The organism is Rhodanobacter sp. 7MK24, from assembly GCF_014842995.1.
Taxonomy (GTDB): Bacteria; Pseudomonadota; Gammaproteobacteria; order Xanthomonadales; family Rhodanobacteraceae; genus Rhodanobacter_A.
Window position 1 is genome coordinate 137,191 of record NZ_JACYXL010000005.1, and the last position, 26,066, is coordinate 163,256.

The 26,066-nt window shown below is 65.5% G+C and carries 25 protein-coding genes; 11 read left to right on the forward strand and 14 right to left on the reverse strand.

What is annotated here, in order from left to right; genetic code table 11:
- Positions 1-26: 26 nt before the first annotated feature.
- From IHE49_RS10785 to surE, 3 genes are read right to left on the reverse strand one after another with little or no spacing between them, the layout of a single operon-like run.
- Positions 27-635 carry a DedA family protein gene (locus tag IHE49_RS10785; RefSeq protein WP_192157705.1) on the reverse strand — a complete coding sequence of 203 codons (609 nt, stop codon included), beginning with the start codon at positions 633-635 and terminating at the stop codon, positions 27-29.
- A complete protein-coding gene (locus IHE49_RS10790; RefSeq protein WP_192157707.1) occupies positions 635-1,330 on the reverse strand; it encodes a protein-L-isoaspartate(D-aspartate) O-methyltransferase in 696 nt (231 codons plus the stop codon). Before IHE49_RS10790 ends, IHE49_RS10785 begins: the two co-directional genes overlap by 1 nt.
- A 3-nt stretch (positions 1,331-1,333) precedes the next feature.
- A complete protein-coding gene (gene surE, locus IHE49_RS10795; protein WP_192157709.1) occupies positions 1,334-2,122 on the reverse strand; it encodes a 5'/3'-nucleotidase SurE in 789 nt (262 codons plus the stop codon).
- Between the two features lie 143 nt (positions 2,123-2,265).
- Here surE and IHE49_RS10800 point away from each other — a divergent pair, with 143 nt between their 5' ends.
- Positions 2,266-2,808: a Smr/MutS family protein gene (locus IHE49_RS10800; RefSeq protein WP_192157711.1), complete on the forward strand. Its 543-nt coding sequence runs from the start codon at positions 2,266-2,268 to the stop codon at positions 2,806-2,808.
- 9 nt (positions 2,809-2,817) lie between these two features.
- Here the strand turns inward: IHE49_RS10800 and IHE49_RS10805 are convergent, their stop codons facing one another.
- The 9 genes from IHE49_RS10805 to IHE49_RS10845 form a co-directional block, all read right to left on the reverse strand.
- A complete protein-coding gene (locus tag IHE49_RS10805) occupies positions 2,818-3,408 on the reverse strand; it encodes a hypothetical protein (protein WP_192157714.1) in 591 nt (196 codons plus the stop codon).
- Between the two features lie 13 nt (positions 3,409-3,421).
- Entirely contained in the window at positions 3,422-4,441 is a 1,020-nt protein-coding gene (truD, locus tag IHE49_RS10810) for a tRNA pseudouridine(13) synthase TruD (RefSeq protein ID WP_192157716.1), read from the reverse strand.
- An 89-nt stretch (positions 4,442-4,530) separates the two neighbouring features.
- Positions 4,531-5,004, reverse strand: a complete 474-nt coding sequence (gene ispF / locus IHE49_RS10815; RefSeq protein ID WP_192157829.1) for a 2-C-methyl-D-erythritol 2,4-cyclodiphosphate synthase — start codon at positions 5,002-5,004, stop codon at positions 4,531-4,533.
- A gap of 2 nt (positions 5,005-5,006) precedes the next feature.
- Entirely contained in the window at positions 5,007-5,699 is a 693-nt protein-coding gene (gene ispD, locus IHE49_RS10820) for a 2-C-methyl-D-erythritol 4-phosphate cytidylyltransferase (RefSeq protein WP_192157718.1), read from the reverse strand.
- Positions 5,696-6,049 (reverse strand): cell division protein FtsB, encoded by a 354-nt coding sequence (ftsB, locus tag IHE49_RS10825; protein ID WP_192157720.1) that lies wholly within the window; start codon positions 6,047-6,049, stop codon positions 5,696-5,698. The genes ispD and ftsB overlap by 4 nt, the downstream gene beginning before the upstream one ends.
- Positions 6,050-6,066: 17 nt before the next feature.
- A complete protein-coding gene (eno, locus tag IHE49_RS10830) occupies positions 6,067-7,380 on the reverse strand; it encodes a phosphopyruvate hydratase (protein WP_192157722.1) in 1,314 nt (437 codons plus the stop codon).
- 46 nt (positions 7,381-7,426) lie between these two features.
- Positions 7,427-8,260 carry a 3-deoxy-8-phosphooctulonate synthase gene (gene kdsA, locus IHE49_RS10835; RefSeq protein ID WP_192157724.1) on the reverse strand — a complete coding sequence of 278 codons (834 nt, stop codon included), beginning with the start codon at positions 8,258-8,260 and terminating at the stop codon, positions 7,427-7,429.
- The gene (locus IHE49_RS10840) at positions 8,257-9,927 is read right to left on the reverse strand and encodes a CTP synthase (RefSeq protein WP_192157726.1); all 1,671 of its coding nucleotides are present in this window, start codon (positions 9,925-9,927) and stop codon (positions 8,257-8,259) included. Before IHE49_RS10840 ends, kdsA begins: the two co-directional genes overlap by 4 nt.
- Before the next feature lie 309 nt (positions 9,928-10,236).
- Positions 10,237-11,010 carry a hypothetical protein gene (locus IHE49_RS10845; protein ID WP_192157728.1) on the reverse strand — a complete coding sequence of 258 codons (774 nt, stop codon included), beginning with the start codon at positions 11,008-11,010 and terminating at the stop codon, positions 10,237-10,239.
- 12 nt (positions 11,011-11,022) lie between these two features.
- Between IHE49_RS10845 and IHE49_RS10850 the strand changes: the two genes are divergently transcribed.
- The 5 genes from IHE49_RS10850 to IHE49_RS10870 all read left to right on the forward strand — a co-directional run bounded on the left by IHE49_RS10850 (position 11,023) and on the right by IHE49_RS10870 (position 19,352).
- A complete protein-coding gene (locus IHE49_RS10850) occupies positions 11,023-12,822 on the forward strand; it encodes an aminopeptidase P family protein (RefSeq protein WP_192157730.1) in 1,800 nt (599 codons plus the stop codon).
- A gap of 78 nt (positions 12,823-12,900) precedes the next feature.
- Entirely contained in the window at positions 12,901-14,790 is a 1,890-nt protein-coding gene (gene parE / locus IHE49_RS10855) for a DNA topoisomerase IV subunit B (protein ID WP_192157732.1), read from the forward strand.
- A gap of 106 nt (positions 14,791-14,896) precedes the next feature.
- Positions 14,897-17,392, forward strand: a complete 2,496-nt coding sequence (locus IHE49_RS10860) for an acyltransferase family protein (protein ID WP_192157734.1) — start codon at positions 14,897-14,899, stop codon at positions 17,390-17,392.
- Between the two features lie 20 nt (positions 17,393-17,412).
- On the forward strand, positions 17,413-18,771 hold the full coding sequence (locus IHE49_RS10865) for a hypothetical protein (RefSeq protein WP_192157736.1): 1,359 nt from the start codon (positions 17,413-17,415) through the stop codon (positions 18,769-18,771).
- Between the two features lie 59 nt (positions 18,772-18,830).
- Positions 18,831-19,352, forward strand: coding sequence for a 3-hydroxyanthranilate 3,4-dioxygenase (locus tag IHE49_RS10870; protein ID WP_192157738.1), 522 nt, complete (start codon positions 18,831-18,833; stop codon positions 19,350-19,352).
- 66 nt (positions 19,353-19,418) lie between these two features.
- Here the strand turns inward: IHE49_RS10870 and IHE49_RS10875 are convergent, their stop codons facing one another.
- Positions 19,419-19,970: an NUDIX hydrolase gene (locus tag IHE49_RS10875; RefSeq protein WP_192157740.1), complete on the reverse strand. Its 552-nt coding sequence runs from the start codon at positions 19,968-19,970 to the stop codon at positions 19,419-19,421.
- Between the two features lie 161 nt (positions 19,971-20,131).
- Between IHE49_RS10875 and IHE49_RS10880 the strand changes: the two genes are divergently transcribed.
- Both IHE49_RS10880 and IHE49_RS10885 read left to right on the forward strand, forming a co-directional pair.
- A complete protein-coding gene (locus IHE49_RS10880; protein WP_192157742.1) occupies positions 20,132-21,616 on the forward strand; it encodes an amino acid permease in 1,485 nt (494 codons plus the stop codon).
- Between the two features lie 73 nt (positions 21,617-21,689).
- Positions 21,690-23,138, forward strand: a complete 1,449-nt coding sequence (locus IHE49_RS10885; RefSeq protein ID WP_192157744.1) for an amino acid permease — start codon at positions 21,690-21,692, stop codon at positions 23,136-23,138.
- A 448-nt stretch (positions 23,139-23,586) separates the two neighbouring features.
- Here the strand turns inward: IHE49_RS10885 and IHE49_RS10890 are convergent, their stop codons facing one another.
- Complete coding sequence (locus IHE49_RS10890; protein WP_192157746.1) at positions 23,587-23,919, reverse strand: high-potential iron-sulfur protein; 333 nt, start codon at positions 23,917-23,919, stop codon at positions 23,587-23,589.
- A 177-nt stretch (positions 23,920-24,096) separates the two neighbouring features.
- On the opposite strand from IHE49_RS10890, the gene IHE49_RS10895 reads away from it, so the two are divergent.
- The 3 genes from IHE49_RS10895 (at position 24,097) to mtnC (ending at position 26,059) form a co-directional block, all read left to right on the forward strand.
- Positions 24,097-24,744: a methylthioribulose 1-phosphate dehydratase gene (locus tag IHE49_RS10895; RefSeq protein WP_192157748.1), complete on the forward strand. Its 648-nt coding sequence runs from the start codon at positions 24,097-24,099 to the stop codon at positions 24,742-24,744.
- Positions 24,741-25,295 carry an acireductone dioxygenase gene (locus tag IHE49_RS10900; protein WP_192157750.1) on the forward strand — a complete coding sequence of 185 codons (555 nt, stop codon included), beginning with the start codon at positions 24,741-24,743 and terminating at the stop codon, positions 25,293-25,295. Before IHE49_RS10895 ends, IHE49_RS10900 begins: the two co-directional genes overlap by 4 nt.
- A gap of 77 nt (positions 25,296-25,372) precedes the next feature.
- Complete coding sequence (gene mtnC, locus IHE49_RS10905; protein WP_192157752.1) at positions 25,373-26,059, forward strand: acireductone synthase; 687 nt, start codon at positions 25,373-25,375, stop codon at positions 26,057-26,059.
- Positions 26,060-26,066 lie beyond the last annotated feature (7 nt).

Sequence of the window (26,066 nt, forward strand, 5' to 3'; positions counted from 1 at the left end):
CTGTACTTTCATGCGACCCGCCGCCGTCAATGCCGCCAGATCCACCACGCCAGCAGTGCTCCCAGCAACACCAGCACAGCCCAGCCGATCCATTCGATGTATTTGTGCAGCAGGTGCTCGGCGCGCTCGCCGAACAGCCGTATCAACAACGCCAGCAACCACACGCGCTTGCCGCGCCCCAGCGCCACGCAAGCGAGGAAAGGCAGCACCGGCACGCCGACGATACCCGCTGCCCAGGTCACGAACTTCATCGGCACCACCGGCTGCAAGGCTGCCAGCATCAGCACGCCATAGAGCCCCCAGCGATGCTCGGCCATCTGTGTGCGCAGGCTCTGCACACCCAGCTCGATGGGCGCCAGCAGATGCAGCGTGCCAAGCAGCGGCTTCAACGCCTCGAACGCCCAGTGCCCCAGCGTGTAACCGACCAACGCGCCGAGCAGCGAGAAGGCCAGGCTGATGTTCGCGTAGAAGAACGCCCTGTGCCGCTTTCCCAGCATCATCGGCGCCAGCATCACCTCCGGCATGATCGGGAAGATGAAGGCTTCGACGAAGCTGAGTCCGCACAGGTAACGAACGGCGTGGGGATGGCGCGCCCACGTCAGCGCGCGGGCGTAGAGTCTGCCGAACAAACGCATCAGCCGATGCCCCCGAGCAATGGCACGAAGCTGACCGCCCCGAGTTCTTCCTGCACGAAATCGCCCTCTCCGTCGCCGCGCAGGCGAATCAGTACCTGATTGCTGGGCGACCCCACGGGCGCCACCAGCACGCCGCTGGGACTGAGCTGCTCCAGAATGCGGCTGGGAATGCTGTCGCCTGCCGCGGTGAGGATCACCGCGTCGAACGGCGCCTCGTCAGCCCAGCCCAGCTTGCCATCGTCGTGGCGCGAGCGGATGTTGCCGATGCCGAGCTGACGGAAGCGCCGCCGCGCCTGGCGCAGCAGTTCCTCGATGCGCTCCACCGTGTAGACCTGCTCGACCAGCGCCGCCAGCACCACGGCCTGGTAGCCGGAGCCCGTGCCGATTTCCAGCACGCGGCCGGGCTTTTCCTTGCGCTCGTCGAAGTGCTCCAGCAACGCTTCGGTCATCCGCGCCACGACCCAGGGCTGGGAAATGGTCTGGCCGTGGCCGATCGGCAACGCGGTGTTCTCGTAGGCGCGCGAATGCAGCGCCTGGTCGATGAAATGGTGGCGCGGCAGGTTCCGGATCACGTCGATCACCCGTGCGTCGCGGACTCCGCTTTCCTTGAGCTGCGCGGCGAGCCGGTCGCGCGCGCGCTGCGAGGTCATGCCCTCGCCTTTCAACACCGATGGTGGCAGCGTGTGCATGCTCATCGCTCAAGCCGCCTTGTGGCCGGGCGCGGCCTGGTCTTGGCCCAGCGATTGCACCCAACTGCTCACCTTTTCCAGCGCCTGGTAGCGGGTGAGATCGACATGGATGGGAGTGACCGAAACATGGCCGCGACGGACGGCGTCGAAGTCCGTGCCAGGGCCGGCGTCATCGATTTCGCCCGCCGGGCCGATCCACCAGATCGGGCGACCGCGCGGGTCGGTCTGCGCGATGCATGGCGCCGCACGATGGCGACGCCCCAGCCGCGTGACCTCGAAGCCGCGGATTTCCGGCCAGGGCCGATCCGGCACGTTGACGTTGAGGATGGTGTCGGCCGGCAGCGGATCGACCAGCAGGCGACGCATCAGCAACAGCACAGCCGTCGCCGCGGAGTCGTAATGCTCGCCGCGATGATCCTCGCTGACCAGCGACACCGCGATGGCCGGCAAGCCGAGGAAGCGCCCTTCCATCGCCGCCGAGACCGTGCCGGAATAGATCACGTCGTCGCCAAGATTGGCCGAGTTGTTGATACCGGATACCACGATGTCGGGTTCGTGGTCGAGCAGGCCGGACAATGCGAGATGCACGCAGTCGGTGGGCGTGCCCGCGACGCGGTAACGGCCATCCTCCATGCGCAATACGCGCAGCGGCGCGTCCAGGGTCAGCGAATTGCTGGCGCCGGAACGGTCGCGATCGGGCGCCACCACCGTCACCTCGCCCACCTCGCGCAAACGCGCGGCAAGCACATGAATGCCCCGTGCATCCACGCCATCGTCGTTGCTGACAAGAACTCGCATGCTGATCCGTGTTGAGTCGACCGCAGCGCATCGCCAAGCGGCACGCGCACCCCGCAATCGCCCGAGTTTACCGGAGCGACACCGCGGTTTCACGGATCGACGGCATGCATTGCGCCCGAGCCGTTGCTTGCTAGCATCGGGCCATGCAACGCCGGCCGCCTGCGATCAACGAAGACGATGCCCGCCTGTTCCGCGAGGCGGTCGGCGAAGTGCGCCACATCGACACGCAAGCCGCGCCACCGTCCGCACCGAAGCCCTCGCCGCAGCCGCGTATGCTAGAAGCCGACGAAGCCGCCGTGCCGGGCGAATTGCTGGGGATGGCCTTCGACCCGGCCACGCTCGAGGTAGGCGAGGAACTCAGCTATCTGCGCGACGGCTATCCGCCGAAGCTGTTGCGCCAGTTGAAGCGCGGCCAGTACAGCGTGCAGGACGAAGTCGACCTGCATCAGATGAACGCCGCCGCTGCGCAGGCCAGCATCGCCGTCTTCCTCGCCGAAGCGAAACGGCACGGCCTGCGCTGCGTGCGCATCATCCACGGCAAGGGCTTGCGCTCGAAAGCCGCCGGCCCGGTATTGAAGACGCTCACCGATCGCCTGCTGCGGCGAAGGGACGACGTGATCGCGTTCGCTTCGGCAAGGCCGGCGCAAGGCGGCACCGGGGCGGTGGTTGTGCTACTCCAAGGTTGACGCGAGGCCTTATTTCCGCGTGCCGGGCTTGGCTTTTTCGTAGTTCGATTGCAAAACCAGCCATTCCGGCTTGGCGGTGGTGCGATTGCCCAGCCAGTAAGTGACCATGCATCCCGTGCGCTTTTGCAATTCGTCTATGAGCAGCCACTCGCACGGAAAGGAACTGCCGATTCGTCGCCGTACACCGGATCTGAGCACCAACACCAGGTGCGCTTCACGACTATCCGATCTGCGCTCAAGTTCGAGCACATCCGTATAGGCAACAACTTGTCCGCATCGCCAACCAAAGCGGATGTCGTTTTGTTCCAAACGAAGGCCAAAAAAGGAGCGGATCCAGACGAACACCGATCCGGCAAGGCCAATCAGAGCCATGGGCCAAGTCACATCGCCACGCCCATGATGAAAAGTTGCCATGGAGATGACACTACTGAGCAGGCCAAGCGCCAGAAAAAGCACCACCCGATATCTGGGCGATTTCAGCTCGCCCGTCGTCTTGAACAACTCGGCGTTCTCGCGCTCGGATAGTGAACTCCTCCATCCAAGGAACGCGACTGCCAACATCCCCGTCGATATCAGCGCAATCAACGCGTCATTCGCCACCGCGACCTCCTGTCTACGCAGACGCTGCAACTTCGCGTGCCACCACCGTCGCATACGCGCCCGCCGGCAACTCGAATGACAATTCCAGTGCATCGTCGGCCAGCCAGCGCCAGCGCAAGTCTTTAGGCAACAGGCGAAGCGGCCTGCGTTCCTGATCCATGCGCGCAGCGGCGATGCCTCGCGCAAGATCATCGTGCGTTGCGGCGACTTCGCGTTCCAAGCGGCCCGCCTCGCCTGCCGTGGGTGGTTCGCCCTGCCCCCACAACGGACCGGAAGGATGAATGTCTCCCTTGGCCAGGCGCTGCGCCAGGACATCGTTGTACGGCTCCGGCCCGAACCAGGAACGCGAGCCGGCCAGCGACCAGATTTCACCATCCAATGGCGCATCCCATGTGCCGCGCTCGACGCGCACCGCCAACACGTCGTTGAAGATCTGCGAGCGCGCGGCGGAGAGCAGGAAGCCGCGCTTGTCGCGATCCACCCTGCGTCCCGCGAACATCGCGCGCGCCTGCTCCAGGTTGCCGCCCTCGCGGCCGAAGCGCTGTTCGCCGAAGTAGTTGGGCACGCCGCGTGCCGCGATCGCCGCCAGCACCTGTTCCGCGCGTTCACGCTCGCCTTGCGCCTCACGCAGCACCAGCACGAAGCGGTTGCCGCGCAAGGCACCGCGCTTGAGCTTGCGGCCGTGACGGGTGGCGGCCAGCACTTTCACGTTCTCGTGCGGGAAGGCCGACCAGTCGGGATCGGGTTTGCCGGCGAGTTGCACGGTGAAGGCCTGGCGCGTCACCGCGTGCCGGTCCTTCAGGCCGGCGTAGCCCACGGCCAGCGGCGGCACGCCGGCGAATTTCGCCAGCTCCCTTGCCAGCCAGTCGGTGTTGGCATCGCGCTTCTCCACCCACAGCAAGGCGTGCTCGCCGTTGCCGTCGGCGTCGTAGCCCAGGATTTCCTCGACGACGAAGTCTTCAGGGGTGCTGCGCAGGCGCGCAACCAGTGGAGGCGCAGTGCCGTGGGCGAATGGAAGCTCTTGAGTCGTCATGGCGTGACAGGTATCCGGGTGTTCACTCCCTCATACGATACGGCCACACCGTGCCATATCTGGAAACTGAGGATCGAAGTACTCGTGCTTCAGTGCCTTTCAAGCAATACGCTGGCTTGTGCGGCGATGCCTTCGCCGCGGCCGGTGAAACCGAGTTTTTCGGTGGTGGTGGCCTTGATGCTGACCTGGCCGAGCTGGCAGTCGAGATCGGCGGCAAGGTTTTCACGCATGGCCTGCGCGTGCGGACCGATCTTTGGGGATTCACAGATCACGGTGATATCGGCGTTGCCCAGCGCATAGCCATGTTGTGCCGCCAACATGGCGGCATGGCGCAGGAACTGGCGGCTGTCGGCATTGCGCCAGCGTTCGTCCGAGGGGGAGAAGTGCTTGCCGATGTCGCCCAGCGCCAGCGCGCCGAAGATGGCGTCGCACAGCGCGTGGATCACCACGTCGCCGTCAGAGTGCGCGAGCAGGCCGCGCGCGTGAGGGATGCGCACGCCGCCCAGGGTGACGTGGTCACCCTCGCCGAAGGCGTGCACGTCGAAGCCGTTGCCGATGCGCATGCTCATGCCGTCCTCGCCAGCAGGAATTCGGCGAGCGCGAGGTCCGCCGCCGTGGTGACCTTGATGTTGTCCTCGGCGCCTTCGACCAGCAGCGGGCGGAAGCCGGCCAGTTCCATCGCCATCGCCTCGTCGCTGACCGCACGGCCATCGTTCGATACCGCGCCCAACGCAGCAACGAGTTCGCCGCGGCGGAACATCTGCGGCGTGAATGCACGCCAACGCTGGTCGCGCGGCTCCGTGGCGAGGCTGCAATCGCCTTCGCCGGCACGCTTGAGCGTGTCGCGCAACGGCGCGCCAAGCAGACCCCCATCGGTTCCGGAAGCGCGCTCGATCAGCTGCGTGATGTCCTTCGCACGCACGCAGGGGCGTGCGGCGTCATGCACCAGCACGAAGTCGGCATTCTCCACTTCGGAAGGCAACGCGTTGAGGCCGGCCAGCACCGAATCGCTGCGCTCGGCGCCACCGATGGCGACGCGCACCGGTTTGCCATGCAGTGTTTCGATGCCGGGCCAGAGTTCGTCCCGCGCGCCGAGCACCACCAGCAGGCCGGCGATGCGCGGATGCGCCGCCAGCCGCTCCAGCGTATGCGCGATCAGCGGCTTGCCGGCCAGCGGCAGGTATTGCTTGGGACAATCCGCACCCATGCGCATGCCGCGACCTGCGGCTGGCACCACGCACCACAGGGCCTCGCTCATTTGACGACGCCGCCCGCGGCGGCGCCTGCCGGGCGGGCTGGTGGCGGCAAGGGCAAGCTGCTGCTCGCGCCCGCCGGCTGGCTGTCCACCTGATAGAACACCTCGCCGGGCTTGATGAGGCCCAGCCCGGTGCGCGCACGCGCCTCGATGGCCTGATTGCCGTTCTTCAGGTCGGCCACGTCGGCGGCCAGCGCCTGGTTGCGCTGCTGCAGGCGGCCGTTCTCGTCGGTCTGTTTCTTGATGGCCACGCGCAGGGCATCCACCTCATGCACACCGCCCTGCGCGGACCACAGCTTCATCTGCAGTCCGATCAGCAGCAGAACCAGGACGAGAGCGACCCAACGCAGCATGGGGCAGCGTGCTTCCGTCAGCCCGGCAGATGGGCCAGGTTCGGGAAGGCGTTGCGGCCGGCATAGTGTGCCGACGCGCCCAGCGCCTCCTCGATGCGCAGCAGCTGGTTGTACTTGGCCACGCGGTCGGTGCGGCACAGCGAGCCGGTCTTGATCTGGGTCGCGGTGGTGGCCACGGCGATGTCGGCGATGGTGGTGTCTTCCGTCTCGCCCGAGCGGTGCGACACGATCGCCGCGTACTTCGCCGCGTCGGCCATGGCGATGGCTTCCAGCGTTTCGGACAGCGTGCCGATCTGGTTGACCTTGATCAGGATGGCGTTGGCGATGCCCTTGTCGATGCCTTCCTTGAAGATGGCCGGATTGGTGACAAACAGGTCGTCGCCGACCACCTGGATGTTCTTGCCGATGGCGTCGGTGAGCAGCTTCCAGCCGCCCCAGTCGCCTTCGGCCATGCCGTCCTCGATGGTGACGATCGGGTACTGCCGGGTCCAGCCGGCCAGCACGTCGACCCATTGCTCGGAGGTGTAGATCTTGCCCTCGCCCGCCAGGTCGTACTTGCCATCCTTGAAGAACTCGGAGCTGGCCGCGTCGAGGCCGAGCAGGATCTCGCTGCCGACTTTGTAGCCGGCCTTGTTCACTGCCTCGAGGATGGTGTCCAGCGCCTCGATGTTGGAGCGCAGGTCCGGCGCGAAGCCGCCTTCGTCGCCCACCGCGGTGTTCAGGCCCTTGCCCTTCAGCACGCTCTTCAGCGCGTGGAAGATCTCCGCGCCGGCGCGCAGCGCCTCGGCGAAGCTGGACACGCCCACCGGCAGCACCATGAATTCCTGCACGTCGACGTTGTTGTCGGCATGCGCGCCGCCGTTGATGATGTTCATCATCGGCACCGGCAACGCACCGGGCTTGCCGGTGGTGCCGTTGATCTCCGCGAGGTACTGCCACAACGCCTGCTTGCGCTGCGCCGCCACCGCGTGCGCGGCGGCCATCGATACGCCGAGCAGCGCGTTGGCGCCCAGCTTGCCCTTGTTCGGCGTGCCGTCGAGCCGGATCAGCCTGGCGTCCAGGCCGCCCTGGTTGGCTGCGTCGAAACCCTTCAGCTCGCTGGCGATGGAGTTGTTGACGTTGGCCACCGCATTCTTCACGCCCTTGCCGAGGTAGCGCGACTTGTCGCCGTCACGCAGTTCCACCGCCTCGCGCGTGCCCGTGCTGGCGCCGCTGGGCACCGCAGCGCGACCGAAACCGCCGCCCGCCAGGGTGACCTCGGCCTCCAGCGTGGGATTGCCGCGCGAGTCGAGGATTTCACGGGCGTGAATGCGGGTGATGTCGGTACTCATGCGGCTGCAATCCTTCAAAAGTTTTGGAGAGGGGACGATCCGGGGCTTACAAAGTGTTTTCGAGGAAGCCGTGACGCTTGGTCACGGCGTCCAGTTCCAGCAGGGTTTCCAGCAACGCTTCCATCTTGTCCAGCGGCCATGCGTTGGGACCGTCACTGAGCGCCTTGGAAGGATCGGGATGGGTTTCGGCGAACAGACCGGCCACGCCAGCCGCCACCGCGGCACGCGCCAGCACCGGCACGAACTCGCGCTGGCCGCCGGAGCTCGTACCCTGCCCGCCCGGCAGCTGCACCGAGTGCGTGGCGTCGAACACCACCGGGCAGCCGGTGTCGCGCATCGCGCTCAGGCTGCGCATGTCGGAAACCAGATTGTTGTAGCCGAAGCTGGCGCCGCGCTCGCACACCATGATGGCGTCGTTGCCGACGTCCTTGGCCTTGGCGACCACGTTTTTCATGTCCCAGGGCGCGAGGAACTGGCCCTTCTTGATGTTCACCGGCTTGCCGGCACGGGCCACGGCCTGGATGAAATCGGTCTGGCGGCACAGGAAGGCAGGCGTCTGCAGCACGTCCACCACCGAAGCCACCTCGGCGAACGGGGTGTACTCGTGCACGTCGGTAAGCACCGGCACGCCGATCTGGCGCTTCACCTCGCCGAGGATACGCAACCCTTCTTCCATGCCCAGGCCGCGAAAGCTGGTGCCGGAAGAACGGTTGGCCTTGTCGAAGCTGGACTTGAAGATGAAATGGATGCCCAGCTTGCCGGTGATCTCCTTGAGCCTGCCGGCGGTATCCAACTGCAACTGCTCGGATTCGACCACACAGGGGCCGGCGATCAGGAACAGCGGCTGGTCGAGGCCGACTTCGAACCCGCACAGCTTCATGCCACGGCTCCCTGCGCCAGCTTCTGCCCGTCGCGCACCGCCTTGTACTCGCGCGCGGCGTGCACGAAGCCGATGAACAGCGGATGGCCGTCGCGCGGTGTGGAGGTGAACTCCGGGTGTGCCTGGCAGCCGAGGAACCACGGGTGCTTCTGCGGCGACAGTTCGACGATCTCCACCAACAGGTCGTCCATCGACTTGCCGGAGATCACCAGGCCCTGGTCCTCGAAACTCTGGCGGTAGCGGTTGTTGAATTCGTAGCGGTGGCGGTGACGCTCGCGCACCACTTCCTGGCCGTACATCTCGCGCGCCAGCGTGCCGGCCTTGAGACGGCATTCCTGCGCACCAAGGCGCATGGTGCCGCCGAGATCCGAGCGCTCGCTGCGCTGCTCGACTTCGCCGGCAGCCGTCGTCCATTCGGTGATCAGCGCGATCACCGGATTGGGCGTGTTGCGGTCGTTCTCGCTGGAATCAGCATCGGCCAGGCCGGCCACGTGGCGGGCGAAATCCACCACCGCCGCGTGCATGCCGTAGCAGATGCCGAAGTACGGCACGCCGTGCTCGCGCGCGTACTTCGCGGCCATGATCTTGCCCTCGAAGCCGCGCTTGCCGAAGCCGCCCGGCACCAGGATCGCGTCCATGCCGCCCAGCACCTTGGCGGCACCCTCGGCCTCGACCTGCTCGGAATCGATCCACTGCAGGTTCACCCGCGTCTGCTGCTTGATGCCGCCATGGCGCAGCGCCTCGCCCAGCGACTTGTAGGCGTCCTTGTGCTCCACGTACTTGCCGACGATGGCCACGGTGACCTCGTCCTTCGGGTGCACCACGGCATCCACCGTGCGCTGCCAGCCGGAGAGATCGGCCGGCTTCGCGTCGAGGCCCAGCCGCTTCACCACGATCTCGTCCAGACCCTGCTGGTGCAGCCACAGCGGGGTCTTGTAGATCACGTCCACGTCCACCGCGCTGATCACGGCGTTCTCAGGCACGTTGGTGAACAGCGCGATCTTGCGGCGCTCGCCCTCAGGCAGCGGCTGCTCGCTGCGGCACAGCAGGATGTCCGGCTGGATGCCGATGGAGCGCAGCTCCTTCACCGAATGCTGGGTCGGCTTGGTCTTGATCTCGCCGGCGGCCTTGATGAAGGGCACCAGGGTGAGATGCATGAACAGGCACTTTTCCGGCCCGTGCTCGGAGCGCAGCTGGCGGATCGCCTCGAGGAACGGCAGCGACTCGATGTCGCCCACCGTGCCGCCGATCTCCACCAGCGCCACGTCGAAGCCGCGCGTGGCCTCGTGGATGCAGTGCTTGATCTCGTCGGTGATGTGCGGGATCACCTGCACGGTGGCGCCCAGGTAGTCGCCGCGGCGCTCCTTGCGGATCACGCTCTCGTAGATCTTGCCGGTGGTGATGGAGTTCTTGCCGGTGAGGCGGGTATGGACGAAGCGCTCGTAGTGGCCGAGGTCGAGATCGGTCTCGGCGCCGTCGTCGGTGACATAGACCTCGCCATGCTGGAACGGGCTCATGGTGCCCGGATCCACATTGATGTAGGGATCGAGCTTCATCATGGTGACCGAGAGGCCACGCGCTTCCAGAATGGAGGCCAGCGACGCCGCGGCGATGCCCTTGCCAAGCGAGGACACCACACCGCCGGTGACGAAAATCAGGGGGGTCATGGGATGCAGCCGTGCTGGAAAGGCACATTTTAGCGGCAGACGGGCTTCACTGCGAGATGTTTGGAAGCCGAAGGCAGGGTCGCTTGTGAAAATGCACTATTGAGGCTGACTTTCCGAGCCTCCCGCTCCGCGCGCTGGGCTTTCTGCTCAGGCCGGCGAGCCCGGAACTCGGCTCATCGAGCAAAAAACCCGACGAGCCGAGCAAAAAATGGCACGTGCCGAGCGCGGAACTCGGTGGGCCGAGCTAAAGCCCCGTTCGCCAAGCAAAAAGCCCAGCGTACCGAGTCCGACATGCGGCGCATGCGTTGTTTAGCTGTGATGCGATTCCACAGCGATGGTCAACGTTGGCTGCTTGCCAGGTTCCGCGCCGTTCTGCAACGTGATCTCCCAATCATCCGGAAGCGTCACGGTCGCTTTCTGCTGGTTGCCCATGAATGTCCGGTAGGCATCGCTCGCCTGCGTCGATTGTTCCGGCGTTATACGATCCAAGGTGCTGCCGTGTTTGACATAGCGGGTCATGCCGGGCGACACGCCAGTCCAGATTTCGCGCACCAGCCCCGATACGCCCGACCGAGCCTCGGCAGGCGTCGCGAATTGGATGAACGATTTTGCGAAGTCCCGCGCGAACGTCGATGTGGCCGGCGTATCGATGAAAGACCGCGTGATGGCCGCCAGCATGCTCTCGATCATTTGGCCGTCCTTGCCAACCTTCACGAGTACGAATACCTGCCCGCTGAATTGACCAGGCGTGCCGTAAACGATGTAGGTGTCCTTTGTGTTCGGCGCGGTCTGTTCACCGACCCGCGTCAGAGAGAAGAACTTGAAGAAGTCGCTGGCTGGCAATTGCGCCACCGTGCGTTCACCAAAGTTGGACTCACCCGCTGCCACTAGCCTTGGCAGAGCCAACCAACACAACGCGATCACCAGAACCAACTTGTTCATGTGCCACCTTAAAAACAAGAGCCAGAGTTCAATATTGCCATGCTTCATGCCACCGTGATCGCAGCTGCGCGCCGCTATGATGCGACACTGAACCCACCTCACCGCCATGCCGAGTAAAATCGCCGCTTCCTCGAAGCGCATGAAGCCCTACCCATGACCGCCCCCATCCCCGCCCGGATCGCCGCGTTGCGCACGATCATGCAGCAGCACGGCATCGCCGCCGTGATCGTCCCCAGCGCCGACCCGCACCTGTCCGAATACCTGCCCGAACGCTGGCAGGCGCGCGCATGGCTGTCCGGCTTCGACGGGTCGGCCGGCACGCTGATCGTCACGCGCGAACACGCGGGCCTGTGGACGGACTCACGCTACTTCTCGCAGGCCGAACAGCAACTGGCCGGCACCGGTGTCGCCTTGATGAAGCTGCGCGTGGCGCACACGGCCGAACACCTCGACTGGCTGGCTTCGCACCTGCATCATGGTGAAACCCTCGCCGTGGCCGGCGACAGCGTGTCGCTGGCCGGCCTGCGCTCGATGGAAGGCAAGCTGGCCGAACACGGTGTGCGCGTGCGCACCGATCTCGACCTGCCTGGCACGATCTGGGACGATCGTCCCGGTCTCCCGCATGCACGCATCGTCGAGCATCCCATCGCCTGGGCCTGCACCGCCCGCGCGGACAAGCTCGCGCGACTGCGCAGCGCCATGCGCAAGCACGGCGCCACGCACCACCTGCTCTCCAGTCTCGACGACATCGCCTGGCTCACCAACCTGCGCGGCAGCGACGTGGAGTGCAACCCGGTGTTTCTCGCCCACCTGCTGGTGGCCACCGAAGGCAAGGCCACGCTGTTCGCCGAGCGCGGCAAGTTCGACGACGCACTGGTGGCGCAGCTCGCCGCCGATGGCATTGCCATCGCGTCCTACGAAGGCATCACCGGCGCACTGGCCGAGCTGGGCAAGGCCGACACGCTGCTGTTCGATGCCGGTCGCGTGGTTTGCGCGATCAGCAACACGATTCCTGCCGCCGTGCAACGCACCGAAGCCGCCAACCCCAGCACTGCGTTCAAGGCGCTGAAGACACCGGCCGAGCTGGACCACGTGCGCGAGGTGATGCGCCGCGACGGTGCCGCACTGGCCGGCGCGTTCCGTGAAATCGAGCATCAGCTCGCGCAAGGCAAGCCGCTCACCGAACTGGACGTGCACCGCCTCGTGCACGCCGCCCGCGCCGCGCAGCCGGACTTCATCGGCGAAAGTTTCGCCACCATCGCCGGCTACCAGGCCAACGGCGCGTTGCCGCACTACCGCGCCACGCAGGCGTCGCACAGCACGCTGCAGGCGAAGGGCCTGCTGCTGATCGACTCCGGCGGCCAATACCTCGGCGGCACCACCGACATCACCCGCGTGCTGGCGCTGGGCGAGACCACGGCCGAACAGCGACGCGATGCGACGCTGGTGATGAAGGGTATGATCGCGCTGTCCCGCGCCCGCTTCCCGAAAGGCGCCAGCGGCCCGCAGCTCGATGCGCTGGCGCGCGCGCCGCTGTGGGCGGCCGGCTGCGATTATGGCCATGGCACCGGGCACGGCGTGGGCTACTTCCTCAACGTGCACGAAGGTCCGCAATCCATCCGGCCGCCGATTTCCGGCGGCGCGCTGGTGGCGCTGGAGCCGGGCATGATCTCGTCCATCGAACCTGGCCTGTACAAGCCGGGTCGCCACGGCATCCGCCACGAAAACCTCGCGGTGGTAGCCGAAGCCGAGCGCACCGAGTTCGGTGACTACTACGCCTTCGAGACGCTCACGTTGTGCCCGTTCGACCGCCGTGCACTGGAACCGAGCCTGCTTGGCCCCGACGAGCGCGCGTGGCTGGACGACTACCATGCCACCGTGCGCGCGGCACTGGCGCCGCTGCTGGAAGGTGCCGACCTCGCCTGGCTGGAGTGGCATTGCGCTCCACTTTGATCGCGCCACGTCGAACGGCTTGACCCTCCACCCACCCGCAGCCATGCTGCGGCGTTTCCACCGGCATATTCCCCACGCATGAGCAGTCGCTACAACGCCGCCGACATTGAAGTCCTTTCCGGCCTGGACCCGGTCAAGCGCCGCCCGGGCATGTACACCGACACCACCCGCCCCAACCACATGGCGCAGGAGGTGATCGACAACTCGGTGGACGAGGCGCTGGCCGGCCACGCGAAAGCGATCGAGGTGGTGCTGCACTCGGACGGCTCGGTCGGGGTCACCGACGACGGCCGCGGCATGCCGGTGGACATCCATCCGGAGGAAGGCATTCCGGGCGTGGAACTGATCCTTACTCGCCTGCACGCGGGCGGCAAGTTCAGCGGCAAGAACTACAACTTCTCCGGCGGCCTGCACGGCGTGGGCGTGTCGGTGGTGAACGCGCTGTCGCAGCGTGTGGAAGTGACCATCCGCCGTGACGGCAACGAATACCGCATGGCCTTCGAGCACGGCGACCGCGTGAGCGAGCTGCAGGTGATCGGCACGGTGCCGAAGAAGAAGACCGGCACCACCGTGCACTTCTGGCCCGACCCGAAATACTTCGACTCGCCGAAGATCTCGCTGTCGAAACTCAAGCACCTGCTGCGCGCCAAGGCCGTGCTGTGCGCCGGCCTCGCGGTGAAGCTCACCGACGAAGCCAGCGGCGAGACCAGCGAATGGCTCTACGAGGACGGCCTGCGCGACTACCTGCGCGGCGAACTCGACGGCGGCGAGGCGCTGCCGGCAGATCTCTTCGTGCATCACATCGCGCGCGACACCGAAGGCATGGACGTGGCGCTGGCCTGGTTGCCGGAAGGCGAGCTGGTGCAAGAAAGCTACGTCAACCTGATCCCCACCGCGCAGGGCGGCACCCACGTCAACGGCCTGCGCTCCGGCCTCACCAATGCCATCCGCGAATTCTGCGACATCCGCAACCTGCTGCCGCGCGGCGTGAAGCTGGCGCCGGAAGACGTGTGGGAGCGGCTCGCCTTCGTGCTCAGCGCCAAGCTGCTCGATCCGCAGTTCGCCGGTCAGACCAAGGAGCGCCTCTCCTCGCGCAATGCCGCCGCGCTCGTGGAGAACGTGGTGCACGACGCCTTCAGCCTGTGGCTGAACCAGAACGTGGACAGCGGTGAACGCATCGCCCAGCTCGCCATCGAGCGTGCCAGCGCGCGGCTCAAGGCCGCCAAGCAGGTGGTACGCAAGAAGATCGTGCAAGGCCCCGCCCTGCCCGGCAAGCTGGCCGACTGCACCTCCACCGATCTCTCGCGCACCGAGCTGTTCCTGGTGGAGGGCGACTCCGCCGGCGGCAGCGCCAAGCAGGCGCGCGACAAGGAGTTCCAGGCGATCCTGCCGCTGCGCGGCAAGATCCTCAACACCTGGGAAGTGGAATCGACCTCGGTGTTGGCCTCCGAGGAAGTGCACAACCTCGCCGTCGCGATCGGCTGCGACCCAGGCAAGGACGACCTCGCCGGCCTGCGCTACGGCAAGGTTGTCATCCTCGCCGATGCCGACTCCGACGGCCTGCACATCGCCACCCTGCTCAGCGCGCTGTTCCTCAAGCACTTCCCGCATCTGGTCAGCGAGGGCCACGTGTTCGTGGCGATGCCGCCGCTGTTCCGCGTCGATGTGGGCAAGCAGGTGTTCTACTGCCTCGACGAGAACGAAAAGCAGGCGATGCTGCAGAAGATCGAGCGCGAGAAGATGAAGGGCGCGGTCAGCGTTACCCGCTTCAAGGGCCTGGGCGAGATGAACCCGCCGCAATTGCGCGAATCCACCATCCATCCCGACACCCGTCGCCTCGTCCAGCTCACCGTGGAGGGCGACGACGGCACCGCGAGGCTGATGGACTTGCTGCTCGCCAAGAAGCGCGCCAGCGACCGCAAGGCCTGGCTGGAGGAAAAGGGCGACCTCGCCACACTGGAGGTTTGACCGGGAGGGCGCCCCAAGCCGCCCCGAATTCGCCCGTTTTGGCCGCCGCCCCAGCACAATGGGCGACCATCCTTTTCGCACCATCCTCCAACCCAAGAACAGCTCCATGCTAGTCGCCGAGTACCCACAGGAAGTGGAAGGCCATCCAGGGGTGGCCGTTGTCTCCACGCAAGCTGTTCCAGTCCCCGCCGCACGCCTTTCCGGACTCGATGGCCTCCGGGCCATCGCGGTCACGGCCGTCGTGCTTTTCCATGCCGACTTCTATTGGGCCCGCGGCGGCTACCTGGGAGTCGACCTGTTCTTCGTCATCTCGGGCTTCCTGATCACCGGCCTGATCGCCCGCGAGGTGGACGATACGGGACGGCTCGGTCTGCGCAACTTTTATTGGCGGCGCGCCAAGCGCCTGCTTCCGGCCGCCTGGCTGATGATGGCTGTCGTCGTGGCCGTCGCGGCGCGGGTCGCGCGCGACGCGTTGCCCCACCTGCGCAGCGATGCCTTCGCCTCGTTTTTCTACGCCACCAACTGGGAACTGCTGCGCAGCCAGACCTCGTACTTCGAAGCCACCGGCCGGCCGCCGCTGCTGCAGCACTTGTGGTCGCTGGCGATCGAAGAGCAGTTCTACATCGCCTGGGCACCGCTGGCCTTCATCGTGTTGCCGCGCATTGGCCGGCGAGCGCTGGCGACCGTCGCCATCCTGCTTGCCATCGCCTCGGCGACCTGGATGGTGGTGCTTGCGCAACGGATGGGCTACCCCGGACAGGGCGATCCGTCCCGGTTGTATTTCGGGACCGACACCCATGGCTTCGCCTTGCTGCTTGGGTCGGCGCTTGGGCTGCTCTGGCAACCGTCGCCGGCCGAACGCCCGGGCATCGCACTACGCATCCTTGGCTGGCTGCTCGGCCTCTGGGCGCTCGCCCTGATGATCATGCTGTTCGCCGTGATGGGCGAGAATTCGCCTGTGCTCTATCCCTGGGGCTTCCTGGGAGCAGCCACTGCGGCCATCACTCTGATCGCCGTGGCCACCCATCCCGGCATGGCCTTCGGCCGCTGCCTGGACAACCCGGTAATGCGCTGGCTCGGCGAGCGTTCCTACGGCATCTACCTGTGGCATTGGCCCATCTTCATGCTGACGCGGCCGGACATCGACCTGCGCAGGCTGGGCCACGGCGAGACGCTTGTCTTGCGCATCATGCTCACGCTCGCCGTCGCCGAACTGTCCTACCGTTGGCTGGAGATGCCGGTACGGCGCGGCGCGCTCGAACGCGTCTTCGCCGGCAAGCGTCGCCACGCCTGGTCGGGGCGACTGGCCATCGCGTTGTCGATGGCTCTGGCCTTCGGCTCCGTGGGCGCGACCCTGCGGCACGCCCCTGCCGAAGCGAGGCCCGCACTGGACGTGCGCGAAGCGCTGTCGCTGGATGCGCCGGCAACGCCCATTGCGTTGCAAGGCAAGCTCGCCCCTCTTTCCGCCACGTCGGTGGAAATTCCCATCGAGCCAATCGTTCCGCCGGTCGTGCCGACGCTACCGGATGAACCCACCGTCCAGACGTATACCGGTGGCGATCTCACTGCCATAGGCGATTCGGTGCTGCTGGGTTCCAGCAGGCTGCTGAAGGTCACCCTTCCCGGCGTGGACGTGCACGCCACGATGGGGTGGCAGGCCGCCGACGTCATCCGCCAGCTCAAGGCGCTCAAGAACGCCGGCTCGCTGCGCGCCGTCGCCTTGGTGCACCTGGGAACGAACGGGTACGTCACCGAGGAGCAACTGCGGCAGATCCTCTCCATGCTGTCGGACTGCAAGCGCGTGGTGCTGGTCAACACGCACGTGCCGCGGCGCTGGATGGAAGCGAACAACGCGCTTATCGACCGCGTCGCGCCGGAGTTTCCCAACGTCGTGGTGGTGCGCTGGAGCGACCTCTCCGAAAACCAGCCCGACTACTTCGTCTCCGACGGCGTGCACCTGACCACCATCGGGCAGCGCGCGTTCATCACCGAGATCATGCGCACCGGGCATCTGGCGCGAGACAACACGCCGGCAACGGACACCACCCTCGTGTCTCAAGCAAGTGCCAACATGGCAGGCGACCTCTCGCCGACCTTGGTGCTCGCCGCCCAGTCAGCCGCCAGCGACACCTACTGGCGCAAGATGGCGCTGTGCGAAACCGACGCCAACTGGAAAAACAACGGACACCGCTCGGGCGGCCTTGGGATTTCGGTGGATGACTGGAAAACCTGGGGCGGCGACGAATTCGCCCCGACCCCGGCGGAAGCGACGCCTGCCCAGCAGATCGAAGTGGCCAACCGCATTTCGACGCAGGGATGGGCGAATCCACAGGGCGAGGTCGTCAAACCGGTCGGTTTCGTCCGCTGGCGCTGCGTAGCGGCGCTGGGTCGCCCGCATTCCAGCTCCCCTAACACCTACACTCGCGAGAGCGTGCTTGCCCAGACCTTCCATCTTGGCGAACGCGGCGAAGTGGTGCGCGACCTGCAACGCATCCTCGGCGATGCGCCCGACGGCATCTACAGCAGGAAGCTGCACAGGAAACACCTCATTTACCTGAAGCAGAACGGCCTGCCCGGATCCTTGGCAGGCATGGATTCTTGAATAACCGGAGTACGTGGCGCATGGCATCTGTTTCGCGCTTATTGACGATCAGTGCCTGGTGCGCTGGCTGGCTTGCTTTGTCTTTCTGCCGGCCGCTGATGGCGCAGGATGGTGCACCGCCCGTGGGTGGCGTCAACGACCTGGTGTGCCCCAACACGTCGCCGGCCCAGCCCAAGCCGTCCGCGACCAATCCCGGCGGTCGCGCCGCCCTGGTGGGCTCGCAGATGCCCAGCGATGCCGAGCTCGGGTCGCTGGCCCGCACGGTCATCCGCACACAACCCTTGCTGGCTGCCGGAACCATTGCCGGATTCGCACCGGGTAGCGCCACCCGTCCGCGTCGCATTGCCTTCTGGGGCGACAGCCATATTGCCGGCGGTCCGTTCGCACCCACCCTGATCCAGGCCTTGCGCGACAAGGGGCTCAGCGTGGAAGCACGCTTCCTGCCGCCGACCATGGGCCGCGCCAACATCGTGCTGCCCGGCCTGCGCGCTTACTGCATCGGCTCAAGCTGGACGACCGAGATTGCCTACACCTCGCCGACGACGCTGGACATCGGGCCGGCATTGGCCAATCGCACTGTCGATGCCGGCCCGGACAGCTATCTCTGGCTCGATCTGCGCGACGCGGCGCGGCAAACCGACGTGCAACAGGTGCAACTGGTCTACAGCGCCCCCGCCGGTGCATCCATCGATTACGTCATCGACGACCGCGTGCAACGTACGGTGTCCCTGCCCGCAGCGGCCACCAGCCACATGGTGGCGCTACGCGCCGACGCCCCGATCTCCACCCTCAAGCTGCGCCTGTCGCGAGGCAAGCTGGTATTGCAGGGCTTCATTCTCGATCGCACGCAAGTACCGGACGTCGCGTTCGATTTCTTCGGCATCCCGTCTGCCACCGCCAAAGGCTGGGCGAACGCCAATCCGGAAGCGCTTGCTCAGGCATTGCACGGCGTGAGTTACGACGGCGTGGTGCTGGAATACGGCACGAACGAAGGCGCCGACCCTGATTTCGACGGAGACAAGTACGCGACCATGCTGAGCCGGGCGCTGGGCAACCTGCGGCAGGTATTTCCCGCCGCGTCCTGCGTGCTCGTCGGGCCGCCCGATCGCGGCGTGCTGCGCCAGGGCAAGGGCGGCACGCTGCCGCTGCTCACCTACGGCCGCATCCACCAGCGCATCGAGCAGATACAGCGCGACGTGGGCAGCCGCTTCGGTTGCGTGGCGTGGAGTTGGCAGGATCTCATGGGCGGCCCGGGCGGCAGCTATGGCTGGGCGCATGCCAACCCCAGCCTGATGGGGCACGATCTCATCCACCTCAGCCCGGACGGCTACCGCCTCACCGGCCGTTCGCTGGCCCATAGCCTGGGTTGGGCGCCTTAAATCGCGCTATCGTCACCCGTGCTCCGCCGATACTTGGCCTCTCACTCGACCGATCCTCCATGGCCCTTACTGCCCCCTTCGACCTGCAACGCTGGATAGACGAGCATCGCCATCTGCTCAAGCCGCCGGTGGGAAACAAGTGCATCGTGGACGGGGATTTCATCGTCATGATCGTGGGCGGCCCGAACGCGCGCACCGATTACCACCATGATGAAGGCCCCGAGTTCTTCTATCAGCTCGAAGGCGAGATGGTGCTGAAAGTGCAGGACGACGGCGTGGCGCGCGACATCCCGATCCATGCCGGCGAGATGTTCTACTTGCCGGCGCGCGTGCCGCATTCGCCACAACGCATGGTCGACTCCATCGGCCTGGTGATCGAGCGGCGGCGTCTGCCACATGAGAAGGACGGCCTGCTGTGGTTCTGCGAGCGCTGCAACCACAAGCTGTATGAGGAGTACTTCGTCCTCGACAGCATCGAGCGCGATTTCCCGCCCGTATTCGAACGTTTCTACCGCTCACGCGAGGCGCGTACCTGCCAGGATTGCGGACACCTCAATCCCGCGCCAGAACGCTACGGGTAGGAGCACCTGTGCGCGATTACCTTGTGCTCCGATCGAAGCGCCGGAGCATTCGCGCACGAAGAGCATCTACGGTGAGCGCGCCAGCCACTTGCCCGCCATGCGCCGCAGCGAGTCATCGGCCTGCGGATTACGCACGATCTCGCGTACCGGCTGCCATGCCAGCGCCAGCGATTCCGCGTTGATCGCAAACTCCTCGCTGCCGGTGGCGCGCACCACGTACCGCACGTCGTAATGCCAATGCTCCGGCTCACCGACGCGCGCGGGAATGCGGTGGCGGTCGATGTCGAAGATCTCCCGCTCGACCGTCAAATCGCCCAGACCGGATTCCTCTTCGGCTTCGCGCAGGGCCACGCGCGCCAGTTCGCTGTCTCCATCGGCATGGCCGCCGAGCTGCAGCCAGCGCCGCAGTTTGGCGTGATGCGTGAGCAGCACGCGCTCGCCGTCCGCACTCGTCAGCCAGGCGGACCCGGTGAAATGACCGACGGCATGGCCGCGCTCGAACACGGCCCTGTGGGAGGCGAGGAACACCTCGAAGTCGGCGACGGTCTCGCCCTCTTCGGGATGCCGCGTGAGATAGTCGTCCAGCGCGGTAGCGATATGCGGAAAATGAAGTGGCATGACTTGTGGCAGAGGCGCGGAAAACAAAGCGCATTCTAGCTGCATCGCGTCTTGTCCCCCTCCAACCGCTCGGCTATGGTTGGGCGTCCGTCGGCTCGTCGCGCCCCTTTTCGTCGCGTTTCCGTTCGAGCGTGACGCCGTAGTTTCCCGGGGAGCAACACATGCTGTTCAAACGCATCAAGCCGATCGATCAGATCATCGCCACGGCGGAAAAGAAAAGCCTCACCCGCCAGCTCGGAGCCTTCCAGCTCACCATGTTGGGCATCGGCGCGATCATCGGCACCGGCATCTTCGTGCTCACCGCCGAGGCGGGCCAGAAGGCCGGTCCCGGCATGATGATCGCGTTCGTGATCGCCGCGGTGGTCTGCGCTTTCGCCGCGCTGGCCTACGCGGAACTCGCCGCGATGGTGCCGGTGGCCGGCTCGGCCTACACCTATACCTACGGCGTGCTTGGCGAGGGCGTCGCGTGGATCGTGGGCTGGGCATTGGTGCTGGAGTACACCATCGCCGCAAGTACGGTATGCGTGGGCTGGGCTGGCTACGTCAACGGCCTTCTCGCGCATGCGGGGTACGGGCTGCCGCACTTCCTGCAGGCTGGCCCGATGGATGGCGGCAGCTTCAACCTGCTGGCCTGCCTGATCGGCCTGGCGGTCACCGGCCTGCTGGTGGTCGGCACTTCGAAGTCCGCCAAGGTCAACACCGTGCTGGTGCTGATCAAGATTGCCGCCCTCACCGCCTTCATCTTCGTCGCACTGCCTGCGGTGAAGGACCAGAACTTCACGCCCTTCGTGCCGAACGGCTGGGGCAGCCCGATGGGCGGCATCGGCGTACTGGGCGCGGCGGCCTCCATCGTATTCGCCTACATCGGCTTCGATGCCATCTCCACCGCTGCCGAGGAAACTAAGAACCCTAATCGCAACATCCCGATCGCCCTGATCGCTTCGCTGGGCGTGTGCACCGTCTACTACCTCCTCGTGAGCTACGGTGCCGTGGGTTCAGTAGGTGCGCAGCCCATGCTGGGCCCGAACGGTCTGGCGCTTGAGCCGGGCACTCCAGCGTTTGCTGCGGCCTGCGACGGTTCACAGGCGCTGGTGTGCAGCAAGGAGGCGCTGGCCCATGTGGTGCGCCTGCTCAACCACAATACAGTCGCCGCTTTCATCGCCTTTGCCGCCGGCATCGCATTGCCGTCGGTGATCCTGACGATGACCTATGGCCAGACCCGTATCTTCTTCACCATGTCGCGCGACGGCCTGCTGCCGCACTCGCTCGCCAAGATCCACCCGCGCTTCCACACGCCGCACGTGATCACCCTGATCACCGGCACCTTCGTCTCGCTGTTCGGAGCGCTGTTCCCGGTCGGCATCCTTGCTGACATCACCAACTCGGGCACGCTGTTCGCCTTCATCATGGTCGCCTTGGGTGTACTGATACTGCGCCGCACGCAGCCCGATCGTCCGCGTCCGTTCCGCACGCCGATGCCGTGGGTGATCTGTCCGCTGGCGGTGATCGGCTGCCTGCTGCTGTTCCTCAATCTGTCAAGCGAAGCCAAGATCACCTTCTTCGTGTGGGGTGCGATCGGCCTGGTGGTGTACTACCTGTACGGCTACCGCAAGAGCCACCTGGCCCACGGTACCGAAGCGGACTGATTCGCGCAGGCACAAGTCATTCGCCACATTACCGGCACGACCACGTCGTGCCGGTTCCTTGTTTGGAAGTCCCATGTTCAAGCAACTGCTCGCCCGCAAGATCGATTTCTCCAGCGCCGATGGCGCGCACGGCATTGGACTGAGGCGCACGCTCGGCCCCTGGGGGATCACCGCATTGGGCATCGGCGCCGTCATCGGCACCGGCATTTTCGTGGTCACCGGACAGGCGGCAGCCGAGCATGCCGGCCCGGCGGTGCTGATCTCCTTCATCCTCGCGGCGATCTGCAGCGGCTTCACCGCGCTGTGCTACGCCGAGTTCGCCACGTTGATCCCGATCTCGGGCAGTTCCTATTCCTATGCGTACGCCACGCTGGGCGAACTGGTGGCATGGTTCATCGGCTGGAACATGGTGCTGGAGTACGGGATCTCCGCATCCGCCGTCGCGGCCAGTTGGACCGGCTATTTCGTCAGTCTCCTCGGCGAAGTCGGTATCCATTTGCCCGCAACGCTGACCGATGCACCGCTCGCTTTCACCGATGGCCACCTCGTGGCAACCGGACATCTGATGAATCTGCCCGCGGTCGCCATCGTGATGGCGCTGACGGCGCTGTGCTACGTCGGCATCAAGGAATCAGCCGGCCTCAACGTGCTGATGGTGGCGCTAAAGGTGGGCCTCATCATTATCGTGGTGGTGGCCGGCTACCGCTACATCAACCCGGCCAACTGGCATCCCTTCATCCCCGACAATGTGGCGTCAGGCAAGTACGGCTGGTCGGGCATCATGCGCGGCGCGGCGATGGTGTTCTTTGCCTACATCGGCTTCGAGGCCACCTCCACCGCCGCGCAGGAATGCAAGAACCCGCAGCGCGACCTGCCCTTCGGCACGCTGGTCTCTCTGGTGATCTGCACGGTGCTCTACCTGGCGATGGCGGCCGTACTGACCGGCTTGATTTCCTACACCCAGCTCGACACGCCCGATCCGGTGGTCACCGCCATCAAGAACATCCCGCAGCTGGCATGGCTGCGCGGGGTGGTGGAGATCGGCGCCCTGATCGGCCTGTCATCCGTGATCCTGGTGATGATCATCGCGCAGCCGCGCATCTTCATGATCATGGCGCGCGACGGTCTGTTGCCGCCGGTACTCGAGCGCATCCATCCGCGTCACCGCACGCCGCACATCAACACGGTGATCACCGGCGTCGGCATCGCCATCCTCGCCGCGGTGTTTCCGCTGGACCTGCTGGCCGACCTCACTTCGATGGGCACACTGATCGCGTTCGTCGCGGTGTGCGCGGGCGTGCTGATCCTGCGTTACACCGCCCCGCAGCTGCATCGCGGCTTCCGCGTGCCGTGGGCGTGGGTGATCTGTCCCGCCGGCGTGCTGAGCTGCCTGGCGCTGCTGAGTTTCATGTCCTGGTTCAACTGGCTGCTGATGATCAGCTGGACGGTGATCGGCCTGGCGATCTACTTCGGCTACGGCTACCGGCACAGCAAACTGCGCCGCGCCCAGGCCAGTGCCTGAAGCGGAACTTCGGCAAAATGTGCCGAAAACCATCCCTTTTTCGGCCATCAATGCCGATCATGACCGGCCCAGTCTCGAAGTGCCGCCGCACCCGGGGACACTCCAAATTCAAAAACAAATCCTTGTCTTTGAATGACTTAACGGAATATTTCCGAAAGAGCCTCGACTATCCACAGCCCATTCGCCTCGGCCGGGGGTATGATCCTCAGTCCGAGGGTTGATCACTTGGCAGTGGGCCCCGGATCGCCGCCCGGCGCGTCAGGTGGGTAGCTCCTCAAGCCTGACGCGCCGGGCAGCACTTTTCCCGCCGCCCTTCCCTTCGCATTCCACGACTGCACGACGCAGCCGTTGGCAATCGATCCCCGCGCCGAACACGCGCAAAAGAAAGGCCGGCAACTCGTGCCGGCCTTTCACGCATATCATCGATGCAACAGACTGAATCGCTCGGTCACTTCGCCTTCGGCGAATGCGACACGCACCATCCCTTCGCATTGACTGCCTTGCCCGGAAACAGTGCGCACGGGCCGTAGCCGGTCGGACCACCGGAGTAAAACTGGCAATTGGCGCACGCGTCGCCGGCCTTGTGCTTGGGATCGGTAGTCTTGCTGGCATCCTCCACATAACCCAGCGCCTTGGCGGTCGGGTCGGAATCGTCCACGTGCGGCAGATCGGCAGCGCGGACCACGCGCGGCAGACCGCCTATTGCCATCACGGCCGCCGTGGTGCCGGCAGCCAACTTAAGGAAACGGCGACGCGATTCGTTGTTTTCGTCACGAGACATCGGAAACCTCCGTCATGGGCCAACGCCCCCACCACGCGTGATGGTGGAAACATCCGGAATGCTACGCCCACCGTCCAAATCGAGGCGCGAATGGATCGCATTCGGTGCAGACACGTTGCCGCAGGGCGACCCCTTCATGCGTGATATAGTTTCGCACTCGTTTGGACGTCCATTTGCATGAGCCAACAGCTGCCCGACTCGATTCCACCCAGCCTCTTCGCAGCGCGAGCCGAGGCCATCGCCGATGCAGCTCGCGAACTGGCGCTCGCCGGATGGACGCCTGCCACCAGCAGCAACTTCTCGATGCGCATCGATGCGGAACACGCCGCGATCACCATCTCCGGCCGCGACAAGGGCAAGCTGGGCCGCAACGACATCATGCTGGTGGACATGCAAGGCCATGCCGTCGGCACCGACGCCCGCCCCAGCGCGGAAACCGCGCTGCATACCCAGATCTACCGGCGCTGGCCGGGAGCACAGGCTGTGCTGCACACCCATTCGCGCACGCAGAGCGTGGCATCGCGGCTGTTCGCGCGCGACGGCTTGATTCGGCTGGAGGGCTGGGAATTGCAGAAGGCCATCGCCGGCCACACCACGCACGAAAGCGTGCTGGAAATCCCGGTGTTTCCCAACACCCAGCATATGCCCGAGCTGGTGGCGCGCGTCGACGCATGGCTGGACGCCGGCAAGCCGCTCGCGGCCTACCTGATCGACGGCCATGGCATCTACACCTGGGGCCGCGACATGGCCGAGGCGCGACGCCATCTGGAGGCACTGGAATTCCTGCTGGGCTGCGAACTCGACCTACGGAGACTCAACGCATGAGCCGTCTGCGCATCTTCGACGAAAACCATCCGGCAACACCGCTGTCCCTCCATGCCGAGCACGCGGCCATCGCCCGCGAGCTGGGCAAGGTTGGGGTGCGCTTCGAACAGTGGGCTGCCAACCAGCCCATCGCTCCCGGCGCCGGCCAGGACACGGTGATCGCCGCTTACCGCAACGACATCGACCGCCTGATGCGCGAGGAAGGCTACCAGTCGGTGGACGTGATCAGCCTCGCGCCCGATCACCCGGATCGCGCCGCGCTGCGCCAGAAGTTCCTCTCCGAACACACCCATAGCGAGGACGAGGTGCGTTTTTTCGTGGCTGGTGCCGGCCAATTCACCCTGCACATAGCCGGCAAGGTCTACGAGGTGCTGTGCGAGCAGGGCGACCTGATCGGCGTGCCGGACGGCACCCGGCACTGGTTCGACATGAGCGAGGCGCCCTATTTCGTGGCGATCCGCCTGTTCACCAACAAGGAAGGCTGGGTGGCCAACTTCACCGGCAGCGACATCGCAGCAGGCTTCCCGCGCATGCAACCCGTCACAACCTGAGCCTTGCCTTCCCCCCAGGAAAAGGTTTGACGCGCAAGGCCGGGTAAACTGTTCGTTCACCGCCCCAAGCAGCAGCCATGCCCGAAATCCGCGCCATCGTCACCGACATCGAAGGCACCACCAGTTCGATCAGCTTCGTCAAAGACGTGCTGTTTCCCTATGCGCGCAAGCGCCTGCCCGCCTTCGTCGAGACCCACGCCGACCGGCCCGAGGTGCAGCACTGGCTGCACGAAGCGGCGAAGGAAGCCAACTACATCGAGGCCAGTCGCAAGGAAGTGATCGACTTGCTGCTGCGCTGGATAGACGAGGATCGCAAGTTCACCGCGTTGAAGGCCCTCCAAGGCATGATCTGGCAGGAAGGCTACGAGGCCGGCGATTACCGCGCCCATGTCTATCCCGAAGTGGCGGCGCAGTTGCGCGCGTGGCGCGCAAAGGGCCTGCACCTGTACGTGTATTCCTCCGGCTCGGTGCCGGCGCAAAAGCTGTTCTTCGGCTACAGCGAGAGTGGCGACCTCACCCCGCTGTTCGCCGGCTATTTCGACACCGAAACCGGCCCGAAGCGCGAGCAGGACTCCTACGAAAAAATCGCCGAGGCCATCGGCGAGCAACCGCAACATCTGCTGTTCCTCTCCGACATCGTCGAAGAACTGGACGCCGCCCGAGCCGCCGGCTTCCAGACTGGCTGGCTGCTGCGTCCACCGCAGGCAATACCCACCGAACCACGCCACCCCGCCTACGCCGATTTCGACGCCATCACCCTCTGAGCCCGCC

Excerpts from the sequence above, each read along its gene's own strand:
- IHE49_RS10785 (WP_192157705.1), bottom strand. The coding sequence starts at position 635 with ATGCGTTTGTTCGGCAGACTCTACGCCCGCGCGCTGACGTGGGCGCGC.
- IHE49_RS10790 (WP_192157707.1), bottom strand. The coding sequence starts at position 1,330 with ATGAGCATGCACACGCTGCCACCATCGGTGTTGAAAGGCGAGGGCATG.
- surE (WP_192157709.1), bottom strand. The coding sequence starts at position 2,122 with ATGCGAGTTCTTGTCAGCAACGACGATGGCGTGGATGCACGGGGCATT.
- IHE49_RS10800 (WP_192157711.1), top strand. The coding sequence starts at position 2,266 with ATGCAACGCCGGCCGCCTGCGATCAACGAAGACGATGCCCGCCTGTTC.
- truD (WP_192157716.1), bottom strand. The coding sequence starts at position 4,441 with ATGACGACTCAAGAGCTTCCATTCGCCCACGGCACTGCGCCTCCACTG.
- ispF (WP_192157829.1), bottom strand. The coding sequence starts at position 5,004 with ATGCGCATCGGCAACGGCTTCGACGTGCACGCCTTCGGCGAGGGTGAC.
- ispD (WP_192157718.1), bottom strand. The coding sequence starts at position 5,699 with ATGAGCGAGGCCCTGTGGTGCGTGGTGCCAGCCGCAGGTCGCGGCATG.
- ftsB (WP_192157720.1), bottom strand. The coding sequence starts at position 6,049 with ATGCTGCGTTGGGTCGCTCTCGTCCTGGTTCTGCTGCTGATCGGACTG.
- eno (WP_192157722.1), bottom strand. The coding sequence starts at position 7,380 with ATGAGTACCGACATCACCCGCATTCACGCCCGTGAAATCCTCGACTCG.
- kdsA (WP_192157724.1), bottom strand. The coding sequence starts at position 8,260 with ATGAAGCTGTGCGGGTTCGAAGTCGGCCTCGACCAGCCGCTGTTCCTG.
- IHE49_RS10840 (WP_192157726.1), bottom strand. The coding sequence starts at position 9,927 with ATGACCCCCCTGATTTTCGTCACCGGCGGTGTGGTGTCCTCGCTTGGC.
- IHE49_RS10845 (WP_192157728.1), bottom strand. The coding sequence starts at position 11,010 with ATGCGCTTCGAGGAAGCGGCGATTTTACTCGGCATGGCGGTGAGGTGG.
- IHE49_RS10850 (WP_192157730.1), top strand. The coding sequence starts at position 11,023 with ATGACCGCCCCCATCCCCGCCCGGATCGCCGCGTTGCGCACGATCATG.
- parE (WP_192157732.1), top strand. The coding sequence starts at position 12,901 with ATGAGCAGTCGCTACAACGCCGCCGACATTGAAGTCCTTTCCGGCCTG.
- IHE49_RS10860 (WP_192157734.1), top strand. The coding sequence starts at position 14,897 with ATGCTAGTCGCCGAGTACCCACAGGAAGTGGAAGGCCATCCAGGGGTG.
- IHE49_RS10865 (WP_192157736.1), top strand. The coding sequence starts at position 17,413 with ATGGCATCTGTTTCGCGCTTATTGACGATCAGTGCCTGGTGCGCTGGC.
- IHE49_RS10870 (WP_192157738.1), top strand. The coding sequence starts at position 18,831 with ATGGCCCTTACTGCCCCCTTCGACCTGCAACGCTGGATAGACGAGCAT.
- IHE49_RS10875 (WP_192157740.1), bottom strand. The coding sequence starts at position 19,970 with ATGCCACTTCATTTTCCGCATATCGCTACCGCGCTGGACGACTATCTC.
- IHE49_RS10880 (WP_192157742.1), top strand. The coding sequence starts at position 20,132 with ATGCTGTTCAAACGCATCAAGCCGATCGATCAGATCATCGCCACGGCG.
- IHE49_RS10885 (WP_192157744.1), top strand. The coding sequence starts at position 21,690 with ATGTTCAAGCAACTGCTCGCCCGCAAGATCGATTTCTCCAGCGCCGAT.
- IHE49_RS10890 (WP_192157746.1), bottom strand. The coding sequence starts at position 23,919 with ATGTCTCGTGACGAAAACAACGAATCGCGTCGCCGTTTCCTTAAGTTG.
- IHE49_RS10895 (WP_192157748.1), top strand. The coding sequence starts at position 24,097 with ATGAGCCAACAGCTGCCCGACTCGATTCCACCCAGCCTCTTCGCAGCG.
- IHE49_RS10900 (WP_192157750.1), top strand. The coding sequence starts at position 24,741 with ATGAGCCGTCTGCGCATCTTCGACGAAAACCATCCGGCAACACCGCTG.
- mtnC (WP_192157752.1), top strand. The coding sequence starts at position 25,373 with ATGCCCGAAATCCGCGCCATCGTCACCGACATCGAAGGCACCACCAGT.